This window comes from Parapusillimonas sp. JC17 (assembly GCF_052180245.1).
GTDB lineage: Bacteria > Pseudomonadota > Gammaproteobacteria > Burkholderiales > Burkholderiaceae_B > Parapusillimonas.
Map to the genome: position 1 here is coordinate 1,962,266 of NZ_CP197474.1, position 16,331 is coordinate 1,978,596.

Sequence of the window (16,331 nt, forward strand, 5' to 3'; positions counted from 1 at the left end):
TGAAGAAGCAGCCAGTCTAGATAAGCTCTGTGTCGATCCGGTTACGTTGAGATGACGATTGGATGACGTGGCTTCAGGCTATGTTCAATGACGCGCACAAGCGCATCAGTTCATCATGGAACCTGCGCGCGGCGGTTTCGGCGTTCCATGGCGACCACGGTGTTTCGCCGTAGCGCTGCGCAAGCGGGTCGTGGTCGCTGACCGCTGCGTCGATGCCCAGAACCTCGGCGACTTCCCGGCGGCTCCATCCGACGCAGTGCACGGCTTCGCTGGCGGCCGCCTTGCGGTCTGCCGCTTTATGCAAACGGTAATCATCGGCGGACCATTCCGGCAAGCGATAGCGTCGCATGATCGCCGACATGAGCCGGTTGGCGACTTCCTGAAACGGCGCGCCCAGCGCTGCTTTCAACGGAGAGATGCAATCGAAGCCCAGAAAGCCCTCTTCGGCGTCGTGCAGCAGTTCAAGAAGCTCATCGGCGGCGCCAAGGCGGCGCGGTCCGGCCTGACGGCGCAACTCCAGCACCAGCAAGGAGTGCTGGGCGACCGACAAGGGTAGCGGCCAGCATGACTCGCCGCCCCAGCGATAGGTGCGCGACAGGCGTATTGAAAGGTCTTGGTGCTCCCAGGCGCTGGGGTCGGGGTCGATGAGGTCCAGGTGCCGGCCGGATGGCAGGCGCATCCAGGCGCGCAGCTTTGTCGACGCCGGAATGTTTCCGGGCGGCAGACGGGTGGCGTCGGATGTGCTTGAGCTCACTGTCGCGGTTCCAGTCCTGCTTAATGCCGGCCGTTTCCGCAAGGCCGCCGATAACGGGCGGTATCGGACGCCAAGGCTGAAAAGTCCGTCAATGAAATAGAGTGTGGTGCGAACGGAGAGACTCGAACTCTCACACCTCTCGGCGCCAGAACCTAAATCTGGTGCGTCTACCAATTCCGCCACGTTCGCAAAGGGAAGCCAGCAATTATAGCTTTTTTTCATCCGTGCGCAATCGGTTTGATTGGATGGGGTCAGACCCGCGGGTCTGACCCCATTCCAAGTTCTCTGCCCCGGGGTCAGACCCACGGGTCTGACCCCATCGAGGACACAGACCAGACCCCGGACCGGCTCCAACCCCCGGCAATTTCATCGACTCGCCGAGTTTCCGGTAAAATGTCCTGTTCATTTCTTCAATTACTCATTTATATAGGTCCCTAATGCAGCCCGAGGTTGAAATTTTGTCCGGCCTGGAGCGCCGAGTTGATTTGGTCGTTTCGATCGCCGACATAGAAAAAGAAGTCCAGGCGCAACTCAAGCGCGTCGCTCGTACGGCCAAGGTCCAGGGTTTCCGCCCGGGCAAAGCCCCGCTTTCGCTGATCGAACGCAGCCACGGGCCAGGCATACGCTACGACGTCATCAATAGCGAAGTCGGCCGTTCGCTGGACAAGGTCATCGACGAAGCGAAGCTGCGGGTGGCGGGCACGCCCTCGCTCGAGCCCAAGGACGAAGGCGTGGAAGAGGGCACCATGGCCTTCAGCGCCACGTTCGAGGTCTATCCCGAGGTCGAAATTCCTGATTTGTCGTCATTGGAAGTCAAGCGCGCCAACGTGCAGGTGGGCGATGCCGAAGTCCAGCGCACCATCGACATCCTGCGCAAGCAGCGTGCGGTTTACGAGCCGCGCGAAGGCCGCGAAGCCCAGGACGACGATCGCGTCACGCTCGACTTTGTCGGCACGATAGACGGCGTGGCTTTCGAAGGCGGCACGGCCGAGAAGTTCCCCTTCGTGCTGGGCCAGGGCCGCATGCTGCCCGAGTTCGAAACCGCGGTCCGCGGCATGAAGGCCGGCGAAACCAAGACCTTCCCGCTGCAGTTCCCCGAGGAATACGGCAGCAAGGAAGTTGCCGGCAAACAGGCCGAATTCAAGATCACCGTGACCGAAGTCGCCGAAGCCGTATTGCCGGAAGTCGACACCGAGTTCGCCAAGTCCCTGGGACAGCCCGAGGGTGATGTTGAAAAGCTGGTGGCCGATGTGCGCGCCAACATCGAGCGCGAGGTCAAGGCCCGTGCGCAAGCCCGCACCAAGGGCAGCGTCATGGACGCCCTGGTCTCCGTCTGCGGTTTCGACGTGCCCAAGGCGCTGGTCGAAAGCGATGCGCAAAGCCGTGTGGCCGCCGCGCGCGAAGAGCTCAAGCAGCGCGGCGTGCCCAACGCGGACTCCATGCCGATTCCGGCAGATGCCTTTTCGGCCGAGTCCGAGCGCCGCGTGCGCCTGGGCCTGCTGGTGTCCGAACTGGTGCGCAACGCCGACCTCCAGGCCAAGCCGGAGCAGGTTCGCGCCCGCATCGAGGAATTCGCCCAGAACTACGAGCAGCCTGCGCAGGTCATAGCGTATTATCTGTCTGACCGCCAGCGCCGCGCTGAAATCGAGGCCATCGTCCTCGAGGACAACGTGGTCGATCACATCTTGGCGAATGCCAAGGTCACAGACGAAGACGTCGCTTTCGACGAACTGATGGGGACTAACTAAATGTCGCGATTTACCGATTTTTACGCATCAATGTATGGTGGTGACTCGGTGACCCCAACGGGGTTGGGCTACGTGCCCATCGTGATAGAGCAGTCCGGCCGCGGCGAGCGGTCCTATGATATCTACTCCCGCTTGCTGCGGGAGCGCGTGATCTTCTTTGTCGGGCCGGTCAATGACCAATCGGCCAACCTGGTGGTGGCGCAGCTGCTGTTCCTGGAATCCGAAAACCCCGACAAGGACATCTCGCTGTACATCAACTCGCCCGGCGGGTCGGTGTACGCAGGCATGGCCATTTATGACACCATGCAATTCGTCAAGCCCGACGTGTCCACGCTGTGCACGGGTCTGGCGGCAAGCATGGGCGCATTTCTGCTGGCCGCCGGCGCCAAGGGCAAGCGCTATACCTTGCCCAACTCCCGCATCATGATTCATCAGCCGTCGGGCGGTGCGCAGGGGCAGGCGTCCGACATCCAGATCCAGGCGCGCGAGATCCTCAGTCTGCGCGAACGGCTCAACAACATTCTGGCCCAGAACACCGGGCAGCCTGTCGAGCGCATCGCCGTAGACACCGAGCGTGATAATTTCATGTCGGCGGAAGATGCGTTATCGTATGGTTTGGTGGACAAAGTACTGGTCTCTCGCGCTGACGAAGCCTAAAGGCCAGCCGGTCGGCGCGCGGGCGTTCCGCGTGCCGGTTACAACCGACAGGCAATGCCCCTGTCGACTGAACTGAACGAAGATTTATATGCCCGAGAAAAAAGGATCGGCGGACGATAAGGTCTTGCGGTGTTCTTTCTGCAACAAGACCCAGCATGAAGTGAAGAAGCTCATTGCGGGTCCATCGGTTTTCATTTGCGACGAGTGCATCGACCTGTGCAACGACATCATTACCGAAGAAGGCCAGGAAGCGGCGCGCGACGCCATACGCAACGAACTGCCCACACCGCGGGAAATCAAGGAATTCCTTGACGGCTACGTGATCGGGCAGGACATACCCAAGCGCAATCTGGCGGTGGCGGTATACAACCACTACAAGCGCATCCGTTACGGCGAGGTCAAGGGCAGCGACGTCGAGCTCTCCAAGAGCAACATTCTGCTGATCGGGCCTACCGGCTCGGGCAAGACGCTGCTGGCGCAGACGCTTGCCCGCATGCTGGACGTGCCTTTCGTGATGGCGGACGCCACCACCCTGACGGAAGCCGGCTATGTCGGCGAAGACGTCGAGAACATCGTCCAGAAGCTGCTCCAGAACTGCAACTACGATGTCGAGAAGGCCCAGCGCGCCATCATCTACATCGACGAAATCGACAAGATTTCGCGCAAGGCGGACAACCCGTCCATCACGCGGGACGTATCCGGCGAGGGCGTTCAGCAGGCCTTGCTCAAGCTCATCGAGGGCACGGTCGCATCGGTGCCTCCGCAGGGCGGGCGCAAGCATCCCAACCAGGACTTCGTCCAGGTCGATACGACCAATATCCTGTTCATCGTTGGCGGTGCCTTCGACGGGCTTGAAAAAATCATTCGCGACCGCACCGAAAGATCCGGCATCGGCTTCTCGGCGTCCGTGCGGGCCAAGACCGAACGCGGCGTGGGCGAGCTTTTCGCCGAGGTCGAGCCCGAGGACCTCATCAAGTTCGGTCTCATCCCCGAGCTCGTCGGGCGCCTGCCGGTGGTCGCAACGCTCGAGGAACTGCAGGAAGACACCCTGATCCGCATTCTTACAGAACCCAAGAATTCGCTGATCAAGCAGTTCCAGAAACTGTTCGAGATGGAAGAGGTCGAGCTCGAGGTGCGGCCCGCCGCGCTCGCGGCCATCGCCAAGCGCGCCATCAAGCGCCGCACCGGCGCGCGGGGCTTGCGTTCCATCGTGGAACAGGCCTTGCTGGAGACGATGTATGAACTTCCTTCCAAGAAGGACGTCAAAAGTGTAATACTCGACGAAAATGCCGTCACTGGTTCCGGCAAGCCTATGCTCATTTATCAGGATGGCGCGGAAGAAGGAGCCAAGGGTCGGGACGACGCCCAGAAGAAACTGAAGGGTGCAGCAGCGTAGGGACTTGAAAACGTGGGGAAAGCCGCCACATACACCTACAGGTAGTACTGAAAAAGGGAGGCCCTGGCTTCCCTTTTGCATCTTGAGGTAAATTTTAAGGAAATTACTATGTCTGCGAGCCAGATTCTTTCTTCGGAACCCACGGACTTGCCGCTGTTGCCTCTGCGCGACGTCGTGGTATTTCCACACATGGTGATTCCTCTGTTTGTTGGTCGTCCGCGCTCCATCAAGGCGCTTGAGCTCGCCATGGAGGCGGGCAACAGCATCATGCTGGTAGCACAGAAATCCGCAGGCAAAGACGATCCCGCCCCGGAAGACCTGTACGACATCGGTTGTGCAGCGAATATCCTGCAGATGCTGAAATTGCCCGATGGCACGGTCAAAGTGCTGGTCGAGGGCATACAGCGCGCGCGCATCCAGCAAGTGACCGATGCCGACACGCACTTCATGGCGGTCGTCGTTCCCGTCGCGCCCGATGAAGGCGAAAGCGCCGAATCCGAAGCGCTGCGCCGCGCCGTGGTTGCGCAGTTCGAGCAGTACGTCAAGCTCAACAAGAAGATCCCGCAAGAGATCCTCACTTCACTCACCGGCATCGATGACGCCGGCCGGCTGGCCGACACCATCGCCGCACACCTGCCGCTCAAGCTGGAACAGAAGCAGCAAATGCTGCAAGTCATCGGCACATCGGAGCGCCTCGAAAGCCTCCTGGCGCAGCTCGAGTCCGAAATCGACATTCTCCAGGTCGAAAAGCGGATCCGTGGGCGCGTCAAGAAGCAGATGGAGAAAAGCCAGCGCGACTACTATCTGAACGAGCAGGTCAAAGCCATTCAGAAGGAACTCGGCGAAGGCGAAGAAGGCGCGGATATCGAAGAGCTCGAGAAGAAGATCGCCGCAGCCCAACTGCCCAAGGAAGCGCAGAAGAAGGTCGAGGCCGAACTCAAGAAGCTCAAGCTCATGTCGCCCATGTCGGCCGAAGCCACCGTGGTGCGCAACTACATCGATACGCTCATCGGCCTGCCGTGGCGTAAAAAGAGCCGCATCAACAATTCGATCTCGAACGCCGAGAACGTGCTGGATGCCGACCACTACGGTCTCGAGAAGGTCAAGGAGCGCATTGTCGAGTACCTGGCCGTCCAGCAGCGCGTCGACAAGCTCAAGGCGCCCATACTGTGCCTGGTGGGGCCTCCCGGTGTCGGCAAGACCTCGCTGGGCCAATCCATTGCGCGGGCCACGAACCGCAAGTTCGTGCGCATGGCGCTGGGTGGCGTGCGTGACGAAGCCGAGATCCGCGGCCACCGCCGTACCTACATCGGTTCCATGCCGGGCAAGATCCTGCAGAACATGACCAAGGTCGGCGTGCGCAATCCGCTCTTCCTGCTCGATGAAATCGACAAAATGGGCGCGGACTTCCGCGGGGACCCGTCATCGGCGCTGCTCGAGGTGCTGGATCCTGAACAGAACCACACCTTCCAGGACCACTACATCGAAGTCGATTTCGATCTGTCCGACGTCATGTTCGTGGCAACCAGCAATACGCTGAACATTCCGCCGGCGCTGCTGGATCGCATGGAGGTCATCCGGCTGTCCGGCTATACGGAAGATGAGAAGGTCCATATTGCCTTCGATCACCTGCTGCCCAAGCTCATGAAGAACAACGGCGTGCAGGAAGGCGAACTGGTCGTCGAAGAGTCCGCGATCCGCGATATCGTGCGCTACTACACCCGTGAAGCCGGCGTGCGGGCGCTCGAGCGCGAAATCAGCAAGATCTGCCGCAAGGTGGTCAAGCAGCTTCTGGCCAAGAATCCCGCCGCGAAGAAGGGTGGCGCCAAAGCCTCCGCTGCCCAGCCGCTCGAAAGCGTGACGGTCACATCCGAGAACCTCGCTGATTTCCTTGGCGTGCGCCGCTACAGCTTCGGCATGGCGGAAAAGGAAAACAAGGTGGGTCAGGTCACAGGCCTGGCCTGGACCGAGGTCGGCGGCGATCTGCTTACCATCGAAGTGGCCGACATGCCGGGCAAGGGCGTGGTGACGCGCACTGGAATGCTGGGCGATGTCATGAAGGAATCGGTGGAAGCCGCGCGCACCGTGGTGCGGGCGCGCGCCCAGAAGTGGGGCATTCCGAATACGGCTTTTGAAAAGCGCGATCTGCATGTCCACTTCCCCGAAGGCGCAACGCCCAAAGACGGTCCCTCCGCGGGTATCGCCATCACGACGGCCATGGTTTCCGCGCTTACGGGCATACCTGTGCGGGCCGATGTCGCCATGACCGGCGAGATCACGCTGCGCGGCGAAGTCCTTGCCATCGGCGGCCTCAAAGAGAAGCTGCTGGCGGCGCATCGCGGCGGTATCCGCGTTGTGATGATCCCCGAGGAAAACGTGAAGGACCTGGCCGAGATCCCTGACAACGTCAAGAACCACCTGGAGATCATCCCGGTAAGGTGGATCGACCGCGTGCTCGAGGTTGCGCTGCAGGATATGCCTACGCCCCTGTCGGACGAGGAAGTCGCCCGATTGGCGGCTGAAGCGGTCGCCAGCGCCAAGCCCGGTGAGGAAACGTCCAGCGGCCTGATCAAGCACTGATCGGTCGGTCTGGCGGCCCCGTGTTGGGGTCAGACCCCGTACGGGGCCTGACCCCATTTCTTTTTCCAGGGGACAGACCCCGTACGGGGTCTGTCCCCCCCCTTTGCGACCCCATTCGGGGTCTGTCCACCCTTGCGGCCCACCCATATGGCTCGTTAGAGCTATTCACACCACCGGCACGGGTGCCTACACTGCGAACCATGGTTTCACTTCAGGAGGATAAAACCATGGAACGCATTTACGACACCTACGCGGCGCTGCAGAAAGTTCTGGCTCTGGATGCGAGTCTCCTGCCCAGCCTGCATGTCATGGTCGACAAAGAACAAGTCGTGGATCTGCTGGCCAACAGCGCGCAGGAACATGGCATCGTGGTGGGGCGCGAAGACATTGCCCAATGCATAGGCGAAGCGCTGGCCGAAGAGGCTTTGCAATAGCGGGAGAAGTATCGAAGAAGCCATCGCAGCGGCATGGCGCAGCGGTGGCTGGATGAACACAGAGGTATGGCTGTAAGGCGGAGAAACGGGCCGGGGCTGGCGAGCAGCCCGGCCTGTTTCAATGCAGTGGGGTGGCGCGGATGAGCCCGACGGCAATCCCTTCGAGCGAGAAGTCGTCTTGCGCTGTGACGACGATGGGATTGAAGTCCGGGTTTTCGGGCAGCAGCTGGATTTGGCTGCCGGCGCGCATGAAGCGTTTGACGGTGACGTCGTCGCCCAGGCGTGCGACGACGATCTGCCCGTTGCGGGCGTCGGGCGTTTTGCGGACCGCCAGCAAGTCGCCGTCGAGGATGCCGGCATCGCGCATGCTTAGGCCGCGCACGCGCAACAGGTAGTCGGGCGTTTGCGTGAACAACGAGGGTTCGATGCCGACTTCGCGTTCGACGTGTTCGGCCGCCAGGATGGGGCTGCCTGCCGCGACGCGGCCCACCAAGGGCACGAACAGCTGCGATACGGAATTGACGAAAGATGCCGGTACGCCTGCGCCGCCGGCTTCCGCCCGCGTGCTTGCGGGCGTATCCAGCAGGCGTATGCCCCGGGATGCGCCGGCTGTGAGTTCTATGGTGCCTTTTCGGGCGAGCGCCCTGAGGTGGTCTTCAGCCGCATTGGCTGACTTGAACCCCAGTGCGCGGGCGATTTCGGCGCGGGTGGGGGGAAAGCCGGTCCGCGCGATTTCGCTGCGTATGAGTTCAAGGATTTGTTGCTGACGCGCGGTGAGCTTGACGGACATGGCAATCCAGACTGTGTTTTTATACAGTCTGGATTGTGCAGCACTTTGCTTGAAAGATCAAGCAAGAACCTTGGCGATGGACTGAGCGACGTATTCGATGTTGCGGCTGTTGAGCGCTGCCACGCAGATGCGGCCGCTGGCCACGGCATAGACGCCGTGTTCGTCGCGCAGGCGATCGACTTGTTCCGACGTAAGGCCGGAATACGAGAACATGCCGCGCTGCTGCAGGACGAAATCGAAATTCTGCTTGACGCCTTGCGCCTTCAGCTTTTCGACCAGTTGCACGCGCATGTTGCGGATGCGTTCGCGCATCGTCGCCAGTTCGTCGACCCACAGTGCGAAGAGTTCGGGCGTGTTCAGCACCATGGAGACGACCGTGCCGCCGTGCGTGGGCGGATTGGAGTAGTTGGTGCGGATGACGCGCTTCAGCTGGCTGAGCACCCGGCCGCTTTCTTCTTTGCTGGAGGTGATGAGCGTCAGCGCGCCGACGCGTTCGCCGTACAGCGAGAAGGATTTGGAGAACGACGAGCTGATGAACATGGTCATGTCGCGCTCGGCGAACATGCGCACTACGGCCGCGTCTTGCTCCAGGCCTTCGCCAAAGCCCTGGTAGGCGATGTCGAGGAAGGGAACCAGATTGCGCGCCTTGATGACGTCGGCGATCTGTGTCCATTGCTCGAAGCTGGGGTCGACGCCGGTGGGGTTGTGGCAGCAGGCATGCAGGATGACGATGGTGTCTTCCGGCATGGTCTGGAAAGCGGCCAGCATGGCGTCGAAATCCAGGCCATGCGTGCCGGCGTCATAATAGGGATAGGTATCGACGGTGAACCCGGCGCGCTCGAAGAGGGCGCGATGATTTTCCCAGCTTGGGTTGCTGATGGCGACCTTGGAATCCGGCAATATCTGCTTGAGGAAGTCGGCCCCGATCTTCAGGGCGCCTGTGCCGCCCAGCGCCTGCGCGGTAAGGACGCGGCCGGCGGCCACGAGGGGCGAGTTCTCGCCCAGCAGCAGGGTTTGCGCGCCCTTGTTGTAGCCGGGAATGCCTTCGATGGGCAGATAGCCGCGGGCGGCATGAGCTTCGATCCGGGCCTGTTCGGCCTTGCTGACCGCCTGCAGCAGAGGGATACGCCCTTCGTCGTCGTAATACACGCCAACGCCAAGATTGACCTTGCCCGGGCGGGTGTCGGCGTTATATTGTTCGTTCAGGCCAAGAATGGGGTCGCGCGGAGCGAGTTCGACGGATTCGAAGAGTGAGTTCATTTTGTGGGAAAAGAGGTGGGTAGAGAACTGGAAACAATAGTGTGATAATAAGGGGTTTACCCTGACGGTGTCTAGTATGAGCAGCGAAGTATGAACAGCAACGCGCGTGGATTCATCGAGTTTCCCGACAGCCCCTTCCAGCTTTATCAGCCTTACCCGCCGGCCGGCGACCAGCCGGCGGCCATCGATGCGCTTGTCGAAGGCATCGGCGACGGCCTCATGTACCAGACGCTGCTGGGGGTGACGGGCTCGGGCAAGACCTACACCATGGCCAATGTCATTGCCCGCACGGGCCGCCCGGCCATCGTGCTGGCGCCGAACAAGACGCTGGCCGCCCAGCTGTACGCGGAGATGCGCGAATTCTTTCCGCGCAATGCCGTCGAATACTTCGTTTCCTACTATGACTACTACCAGCCGGAAGCCTATGTGGCCGCGCGCGACCTGTTCATAGAAAAGGATTCCTCGATCAACGAGCACATCGAGCAGATGCGCCTTTCCGCCACCAAGAGCCTGCTCGAGCGACGGGATACGATCATCGTCGGCACGGTTTCCTGTATTTACGGCATCGGCAATCCCGGCGACTACCACGCCATGGTGCTCACGCTGCGCGCCGGCGATCGCATCGCGCGCCAGGAATTGCTCGGGCGCCTGGTGGCCATGCAGTACGAACGCAACGACGTCGAGTTCACGCGTGGCCATTTCAGGGCGCGCGGAGAGGTCGTCGACGTGTTTCCCGCCGAGCATGCCGAACTGGCGCTGCGAATCACGATGTTCGACGACGAGATCGAAACCCTTGAAATGTTCGACCCGCTGACCGGCAAGATCAAGCAGAAAGTACCGCGCTTCACGGTCTTCCCCAGCTCTCATTATGTGACGCCTCGCGAAACCGTCTTGCGGGCCGTCGATACCATCAAGGAAGAGTTGCGCGATCGAGCCGCCTTCCTGGTTGCGGAGGGCAAGCTGGTCGAGGCACAGCGGCTGGAGCAGCGCACAAGATTCGATTTGGAAATGTTGCAGGAACTGGGCTTTTGCAAGGGCATCGAGAACTACTCGCGGCATCTGTCCGGCGCGGCTCCCGGCGAGCCGCCGCCGACCCTGATCGATTACCTGCCGGCCGACGCCCTGATGTTCATCGACGAAAGCCACGTCACCATGGGTCAGCTCAGCGCCATGTACCGTGGCGATCGCTCGCGCAAGTCCACGCTGGTGCAGTTTGGTTTCCGGCTGCCTTCGGCCATGGACAACCGTCCGCTCAAGCTGGAGGAGTTCGAGCACCGCATGCGTCAATGCGTATTCGTGTCCGCGACGCCCGCGGCCTACGAGAAAGAGCACTCCGACAATGTGGTGGAGCAGGTCGTCCGGCCCACGGGGCTGGTCGACCCCGAAGTGGAGGTCCGGCCCGCCTTGACCCAGGTCGACGACCTGCTCGGCGAGATCAAGAAACGGATCGCGGTACAGGAGCGCGTGCTGGTGACCACGCTGACCAAGCGCATGGCCGAGGACCTAACCGATTACCTGAGCGAAAACGGCTTGAAGGTGCGTTACCTGCATTCCGATATCGATACGGTCGAGCGGGTGGAGATCATCCGCGATCTGCGCCTGGGCGTGTTCGACGTGCTGGTGGGCATCAACCTGCTGCGCGAAGGGCTCGATATTCCCGAAGTGTCGCTGGTGGCGATTCTGGATGCGGACAAGGAAGGCTTCCTGCGCTCCGAACGCAGCCTGATCCAGACCATCGGGCGTGCGGCGCGCAATCTCAATGGCCGCGCCATTCTGTATGCCGATCGCATTACCGATTCGATGCAGCGGGCCATGGGCGAAACGGAGCGGCGCCGCAACAAGCAGCTGGCATTCAATCAGCAGCACGGGATCACGGCGCGTGGCGTCAGCAAGGCGGTGCGCGAGATGATAGACGGTGTCATGGCGACGCCCGAGGCACCCTCGATGGTGGACGACGTGCCGGCAGAGATTCTGCGTGACGACAAGCTGCTGGCCAAGGAAATACGGCGCCTGGAGAAGCGCATGATGGATCACGCCAAGAACCTGGAGTTCGAGCAGGCGGCTGCCGCGCGCGATGCGCTGAATCGTCTGAAGGAAAAAGCCTTGCTGAGCTGATACGCATGGGCGCCGATATGCATGGGTTGTTGGAAAACACCAACAGTGCGCCGATTTAACCGGCTTGTCACCCGGCGATGCTAGTCGGCGGCTATTGAAGTATTGCTTTCGATAAGACTAGGGTTTACCATTAGGAATTAACGCTTCAGCCTGCGCCGAAACATTATGTTGCGCTGCATGAAGCCAGGCGCTACGTGGCAGCGAACCCTGCTGTCCGATGTTATTGAAAGTTCACGCGATTAGCCGGTAACGCCTTATCACCATTAAGTTTTTGCAATTGTCAATCGATAAGATTCGATAAATGTGGTATTGCAAAAACTCTTGCTATATAACGGGTTTTCCCTCACACTCTCGTCTATGATGACTAAGGTACTTTTCGTTTGCATGGGTAATATCTGCCGCTCGCCGAGCGCAGAGGGTGTTTTCCGCCGTCTAATAGACGAAGCGGGGCTCTCTGAGGTGGTGGGGGTGGATTCCGCTGGCACCCACAGCTTTCATATCGGCGAGCCGCCCGACGCACGCGCCCAAGCCGCTGCGCGCAAGCGCGGGTATGAACTTTCGCACTGTGTCGCGCGGCAAGTCACCGCCGATGACTTCCGCGAATTCGACCTGATTCTGGCCATGGACTGGGAAAATCTTTCGGCTTTGCAGCAGCAATGCCCCAAAGTATACCAGCACAAGCTCATGCTGCTCATGCGCTTCGCCAACGAGTTCGAAGAGGCCACTGTGCCCGATCCTTATTATGGCGGTCCCGACGGTTTCGGCAAGGTGCTTGATTACCTCGAGGACGCCTGTCAGGGCGTTATTGAAATGGTGCGCAAGCGGGCGCTGCAATACCAGGCGGCCTAGTTTTCAACTTGTCCGACTCTAAAAAAAACCGTGCGCCGCACGGTTTTTTGCCGTTTGGGCCCTGTGTCCTGGCTGTAATATCCTAGTAAATTAGTCGGGAATTTGCTATACTTGACTATATTAGTCGGGTAAAGCGCTGGCTAATTTCCCTAGTAATAAACAGGCTTTGGCAAGGACATCACCATGCGTTTAACGACCAAAGGGCGTTTTGCGGTGACCGCCATGATCGATTTGGCGTTGCGGCAGCAAAGCGGGCCCGTTACCCTGGCGGCCATCAGTCAGCGTCAGAACATTTCCCTTTCCTACCTCGAGCAACTGTTCGGCAAGCTGCGCCGGCACGAACTCGTGGACAGCATGCGCGGCCCGGGCGGCGGCTACTCGCTGGGGCGCCTGGCTCGCAACATTACCGTGGCCGACATCATCTTCGCGGTCGACGAACCGCTCGACGCCACCAGTTGCGGCGGCAAGGAAGATTGCAATATCGGCCGCAACGGCGGCACCGGCAAATGCATGACACACGAACTATGGGCAACACTCAATCGTAAAATGGTCGATTACCTCGATTCGGTGTCCTTGCAGGACCTGGTCGATCAGCAGCGCATGCGTCAACTGCACGAAGCCAACGAGGCCAGGGCCGCCATGCGTATTGCGCGCTCGCCCGACATGATCATCGCCAACCCGGTATAACGCCCACAGGAGCCCAAGCATGCAGCACAGCCGCCCCGTTTATTTCGACTATTCCGCCACTACGCCGGTCGACTCGCGTGTGGTCGAAAAAATGGTTCCCTGGCTGTCCGAGCGCTTCGGCAATCCGGCGTCCAACAGCCATGCCTATGGCTGGGAAGCCGAAGAGGCGGTCGAGCAAGCCAGGGCGCAGGTGGCGGAGCTGGTAGGCGCCGACCCGCGCGACATCGTCTGGACTTCCGGTGCCACGGAATCCAACAACCTGGCAATCAAAGGCGCGGCCCAGTTTCATGCGGGGCGGGGCAAGCACATCGTTACCGTCAAGACGGAACACAAGGCGGTGCTGGATACCTGTGCGGAATTGCAACGGCAGGGCTTCGAGGTCACTTATCTTGATGTCGGCGCCGACGGGCTGCTGGACTTGGACGCCTTCCGCGCGGCGCTCCGCCCCGACACCATCGTGGCGTCGGTCATGTTGGTCAACAATGAAATCGGTGTGATTCAGGATATTGCGGCCATCGGCGATATCTGCCGCGAGCGGGGTATCGTGTTCCACGTCGACGCCGCCCAGGCGACCGGCAAAGTTGCCATAGATCTCCAGGCTCTGAATGTAGACCTCATGTCGTTCTCGGCTCATAAAACCTACGGCCCTAAAGGCATAGGCGCCTTGTATCTGCGCCGCAAGCCGCGGGCGCGCATCGCGGCGCAGATGCACGGCGGCGGCCATGAACGCGGTGTCCGATCAGGGACGCTTCCCACCCATCAGATTGTCGGCATGGGAGCCGCCTTCCAGCTGGCCGGGCTCGAAATGGCCGCCGAGCACGCGCGCATACTCGCACTGCGCGACCGTTTCTGGGCCGGGCTGTCGGCAATTCCCCAGGTCTACCTGAATGGCGACCTGCATCGGCGCGTGCCGCACAACCTGAACCTCAGTTTCAGCTACATCGAGGGCGAAGCACTGATCATGTCGCTCAAAGAGCTCGCCGTGTCCAGCGGTTCAGCCTGCACGTCCGCCAGCCTGGAGCCTTCATACGTACTGCGCGCATTGGGCCGCAGCGATGCGCTGGCCCACAGTTCGCTGCGCTTCTCGATCGGGCGCTATACGACCGAACAAGATGTGGACTTCGCCGTCCAGGTCGTCACGCAGCGCGTGGCCAAACTGCGCGACATATCCCCCCTGTGGGAAATGCACCAGCAGGGGGTGGACGTCGAAGCCTATCAGTGGGCGGTCAATGCATAGTTCAGGACGGGCAACAGGCAGCATCATGGCGATATACAGCGACAAAGTGCAAGATCACTACGAGCATCCGCGCAATGTCGGCGCATTCGATGCGTCCGACCGCCGGGTCGGCACCGGCATGGTGGGCGCGCCGGCGGAGGGCGGGGTCATTCGGCTGCAGATACAGGTGGGCGAATCGGGTATCATTGAAGATGCGCGCTTCAAGACCTACGGCTGCGGCTCGGCCATCGCTTCGAGCTCTCTTGCCACCGAATGGGTAAAAGGCAAGACACTGGGCGAAGCCTTGCAGATCCGCAATGTCGATATCGCGAAAGAGCTGGCGTTGCCGCCAGTAAAGATTCATTGTTCCATCCTGGTCGAAGACGCCATCAAGGCGGCCGTTCGTGATTACCAGGACAAGCATCAGGACTAAGACATGGCTATTACGCTTACACAACAGGCGGCTGACCATATCAATCGCTACCTCCAGAAACGTGGCGCAGGCCAGGGCTTGCGTCTGGGCGTAAGGCTGACGGGTTGCTCCGGCATGGCCTACAAGCTCGAGTACGTCGACGAGCCCAAACCAGATGATCAGGTCTTCGAGCAGCGGGGCGTGAAGGTATTCGTGGACCCCAAGAGCTTGCCGTTCATCGACGGCACCGAGCTCGACTACGGACGCGAAGGCCTGAACGAAGGTTTCAAGTTCTCCAACCCCAACGAGAAAGCATCTTGCGGTTGCGGCGAGTCCTTTACAGTCTAAATTGATGTTCTGGGGTCAGAACCCGCATGGGGTCAGACCCCATGCGGGGTCTGACCCCAGGCATAGTCTTCCATTACATTGTTTCAGGGGTCAGACCCCATACGGGGTCTGACCCCGCCTCATTCTCATGACGACCACACCTCCCGTTTTGCGGTTCGGCCTGGCCGCCAATCGCCTGCACCACGAAACCTATGGCGCCGCGATCTTCCGCTGGCTGGAGCAATCGGCGGTCGGCATCCGCGAGCTCGGGCTCGAACTGTACACCGTCGGCCGCACGCTGGATGCCATTGAACGGTCGGATCTCCTCAAAGGCTATCCTGGCCTCATCCGCTACCCCTACGGCCGGGAGGGCGGGCTCATGAAGCTGGTTGCCCGGGTCACCGAAGGCGCGGGTGACGAACGCCCGTTCGACGGTGCCATCTATCTGATCGATCCGGTCGATCCCTCATCCATTTTTCCCGAAGCGCTGGCCCTGAAGCGCCAATGCATCACCCACGGCCGGCCTTTTGTGTCGACCCTGATGGGCGCCATAGAGTGGGTAGAGGTCGAGCGCCTGTGCCGGGGCTTGCCGGCTGATCCCAAGCTCGATCCGATTTTCGATTTCTCGCGGCAGACCCTGGCCTTGATCGCGCACGATGCGCTCAAGGATGAAATGGTTGAATATGCGGCGCAGCATTTCGATTTGCTGTCCAGATTCGCGCACCGGGTCGGTACCGGTACGACCAGCGGCCGGCTGAACGAATTGGCGAAATCTCGTGGCTGGCCGGCGGACCGTCCCTGGGTGCAGCCTTTCTTGAGCGGCCCCCTGGGCGGCGATGCGCAGATTGCGGAACTGGTGCTCGAAGAACGCTGCCAGCGCGTGATCTTCTTTGAGGACCCTCACGTTGCGCGCCAGCACGAGGCCGATATCCAGCTGCTGGAACGCGCGGTCAGGGTCGTCACCGACAAGGCCTGCTGCATCGCCTCGCCCGCAGTGGCGCGCAAGTGGGCGGACGCAGTAGCGCGGCGGGGCCTGGGGTCAGACCCCGTACGGGGTCTAACCCCTCACAATCCTTAGGGACAGACCCCATGCGGGGTCTGTCCCG

15 protein-coding genes and 1 tRNA gene are annotated in these 16,331 nt (G+C 60.7%); 12 read left to right on the forward strand and 4 right to left on the reverse strand.

Annotated features, from left to right (window positions below; all coding sequences use genetic code 11):
- Positions 1-73: 73 nt before the first annotated feature.
- Both ACSBPU_RS09510 and ACSBPU_RS09515 read right to left on the reverse strand, forming a co-directional pair.
- Positions 74-679 (reverse strand): phosphohydrolase, encoded by a 606-nt coding sequence (locus tag ACSBPU_RS09510; RefSeq protein ID WP_442598289.1) that lies wholly within the window; start codon positions 677-679, stop codon positions 74-76.
- A 179-nt stretch (positions 680-858) separates the two neighbouring features.
- Positions 859-943, reverse strand: a tRNA-Leu gene (locus ACSBPU_RS09515).
- 248 nt (positions 944-1,191) lie between these two features.
- On the opposite strand from ACSBPU_RS09515, the gene tig reads away from it, so the two are divergent.
- The 5 genes from tig to ACSBPU_RS09540 all read left to right on the forward strand — a co-directional run bounded on the left by tig (position 1,192) and on the right by ACSBPU_RS09540 (position 7,569).
- Positions 1,192-2,502 (forward strand): trigger factor, encoded by a 1,311-nt coding sequence (gene tig, locus ACSBPU_RS09520; protein WP_442597570.1) that lies wholly within the window; start codon positions 1,192-1,194, stop codon positions 2,500-2,502.
- Positions 2,503-3,159, forward strand: coding sequence for an ATP-dependent Clp endopeptidase proteolytic subunit ClpP (gene clpP, locus ACSBPU_RS09525; RefSeq protein ID WP_180070629.1), 657 nt, complete (start codon positions 2,503-2,505; stop codon positions 3,157-3,159).
- Positions 3,160-3,247: 88 nt separating this feature from the next.
- Positions 3,248-4,555, forward strand: a complete 1,308-nt coding sequence (gene clpX, locus ACSBPU_RS09530; RefSeq protein ID WP_442597572.1) for an ATP-dependent Clp protease ATP-binding subunit ClpX — start codon at positions 3,248-3,250, stop codon at positions 4,553-4,555.
- 108 nt (positions 4,556-4,663) lie between these two features.
- A complete protein-coding gene (gene lon / locus ACSBPU_RS09535; protein ID WP_442597574.1) occupies positions 4,664-7,135 on the forward strand; it encodes an endopeptidase La in 2,472 nt (823 codons plus the stop codon).
- A gap of 227 nt (positions 7,136-7,362) precedes the next feature.
- Positions 7,363-7,569, forward strand: a complete 207-nt coding sequence (locus tag ACSBPU_RS09540) for a hypothetical protein (protein WP_442597576.1) — start codon at positions 7,363-7,365, stop codon at positions 7,567-7,569.
- Between the two features lie 118 nt (positions 7,570-7,687).
- Here the strand turns inward: ACSBPU_RS09540 and lexA are convergent, their stop codons facing one another.
- On the reverse strand, positions 7,688-8,359 hold the full coding sequence (gene lexA, locus ACSBPU_RS09545; RefSeq protein WP_442597578.1) for a transcriptional repressor LexA: 672 nt from the start codon (positions 8,357-8,359) through the stop codon (positions 7,688-7,690).
- 57 nt (positions 8,360-8,416) lie between these two features.
- Positions 8,417-9,619, reverse strand: a complete 1,203-nt coding sequence (locus tag ACSBPU_RS09550; RefSeq protein WP_442597580.1) for an amino acid aminotransferase — start codon at positions 9,617-9,619, stop codon at positions 8,417-8,419.
- A 90-nt stretch (positions 9,620-9,709) separates the two neighbouring features.
- Between ACSBPU_RS09550 and uvrB the strand changes: the two genes are divergently transcribed.
- The 7 genes from uvrB (at position 9,710) to ACSBPU_RS09585 (ending at position 16,303) form a co-directional block, all read left to right on the forward strand.
- Positions 9,710-11,734 (forward strand): excinuclease ABC subunit UvrB, encoded by a 2,025-nt coding sequence (gene uvrB, locus ACSBPU_RS09555; RefSeq protein ID WP_442597582.1) that lies wholly within the window; start codon positions 9,710-9,712, stop codon positions 11,732-11,734.
- A 357-nt stretch (positions 11,735-12,091) separates the two neighbouring features.
- Positions 12,092-12,583 (forward strand): low molecular weight phosphotyrosine protein phosphatase, encoded by a 492-nt coding sequence (locus ACSBPU_RS09560; protein WP_180070614.1) that lies wholly within the window; start codon positions 12,092-12,094, stop codon positions 12,581-12,583.
- Positions 12,584-12,766: 183 nt separating this feature from the next.
- Positions 12,767-13,270 carry a Fe-S cluster assembly transcriptional regulator IscR gene (gene iscR / locus ACSBPU_RS09565; RefSeq protein WP_180070612.1) on the forward strand — a complete coding sequence of 168 codons (504 nt, stop codon included), beginning with the start codon at positions 12,767-12,769 and terminating at the stop codon, positions 13,268-13,270.
- 19 nt (positions 13,271-13,289) lie between these two features.
- Entirely contained in the window at positions 13,290-14,507 is a 1,218-nt protein-coding gene (locus ACSBPU_RS09570) for an IscS subfamily cysteine desulfurase (protein WP_442597584.1), read from the forward strand.
- 25 nt (positions 14,508-14,532) lie between these two features.
- Positions 14,533-14,919, forward strand: coding sequence for a Fe-S cluster assembly scaffold IscU (gene iscU / locus ACSBPU_RS09575; RefSeq protein ID WP_442597586.1), 387 nt, complete (start codon positions 14,533-14,535; stop codon positions 14,917-14,919).
- Positions 14,920-14,922: 3 nt separating this feature from the next.
- Positions 14,923-15,246 carry an iron-sulfur cluster assembly protein IscA gene (iscA, locus tag ACSBPU_RS09580; RefSeq protein ID WP_442597588.1) on the forward strand — a complete coding sequence of 108 codons (324 nt, stop codon included), beginning with the start codon at positions 14,923-14,925 and terminating at the stop codon, positions 15,244-15,246.
- A gap of 127 nt (positions 15,247-15,373) precedes the next feature.
- Complete coding sequence (locus ACSBPU_RS09585; RefSeq protein ID WP_442597590.1) at positions 15,374-16,303, forward strand: methylglyoxal synthase; 930 nt, start codon at positions 15,374-15,376, stop codon at positions 16,301-16,303.
- Positions 16,304-16,331: the final 28 nt, after the last annotated feature.

Coding starts and splice junctions, on each gene's coding strand:
- iscR (WP_180070612.1), top strand. CDS start 12,767: ATGCGTTTAACGACCAAAGGGCGTTTTGCGGTGACCGCCATGATCGAT.
- clpX (WP_442597572.1), top strand. CDS start 3,248: ATGCCCGAGAAAAAAGGATCGGCGGACGATAAGGTCTTGCGGTGTTCT.
- ACSBPU_RS09570 (WP_442597584.1), top strand. CDS start 13,290: ATGCAGCACAGCCGCCCCGTTTATTTCGACTATTCCGCCACTACGCCG.
- tig (WP_442597570.1), top strand. CDS start 1,192: ATGCAGCCCGAGGTTGAAATTTTGTCCGGCCTGGAGCGCCGAGTTGAT.
- uvrB (WP_442597582.1), top strand. CDS start 9,710: ATGAACAGCAACGCGCGTGGATTCATCGAGTTTCCCGACAGCCCCTTC.
- ACSBPU_RS09585 (WP_442597590.1), top strand. CDS start 15,374: ATGACGACCACACCTCCCGTTTTGCGGTTCGGCCTGGCCGCCAATCGC.
- ACSBPU_RS09550 (WP_442597580.1), bottom strand. CDS start 9,619: ATGAACTCACTCTTCGAATCCGTCGAACTCGCTCCGCGCGACCCCATT.
- iscU (WP_442597586.1), top strand. CDS start 14,533: ATGGCGATATACAGCGACAAAGTGCAAGATCACTACGAGCATCCGCGC.
- ACSBPU_RS09540 (WP_442597576.1), top strand. CDS start 7,363: ATGGAACGCATTTACGACACCTACGCGGCGCTGCAGAAAGTTCTGGCT.
- ACSBPU_RS09560 (WP_180070614.1), top strand. CDS start 12,092: ATGATGACTAAGGTACTTTTCGTTTGCATGGGTAATATCTGCCGCTCG.
- clpP (WP_180070629.1), top strand. CDS start 2,503: ATGTCGCGATTTACCGATTTTTACGCATCAATGTATGGTGGTGACTCG.
- iscA (WP_442597588.1), top strand. CDS start 14,923: ATGGCTATTACGCTTACACAACAGGCGGCTGACCATATCAATCGCTAC.
- lexA (WP_442597578.1), bottom strand. CDS start 8,359: ATGTCCGTCAAGCTCACCGCGCGTCAGCAACAAATCCTTGAACTCATA.
- lon (WP_442597574.1), top strand. CDS start 4,664: ATGTCTGCGAGCCAGATTCTTTCTTCGGAACCCACGGACTTGCCGCTG.
- ACSBPU_RS09510 (WP_442598289.1), bottom strand. CDS start 679: ATGCGCCTGCCATCCGGCCGGCACCTGGACCTCATCGACCCCGACCCC.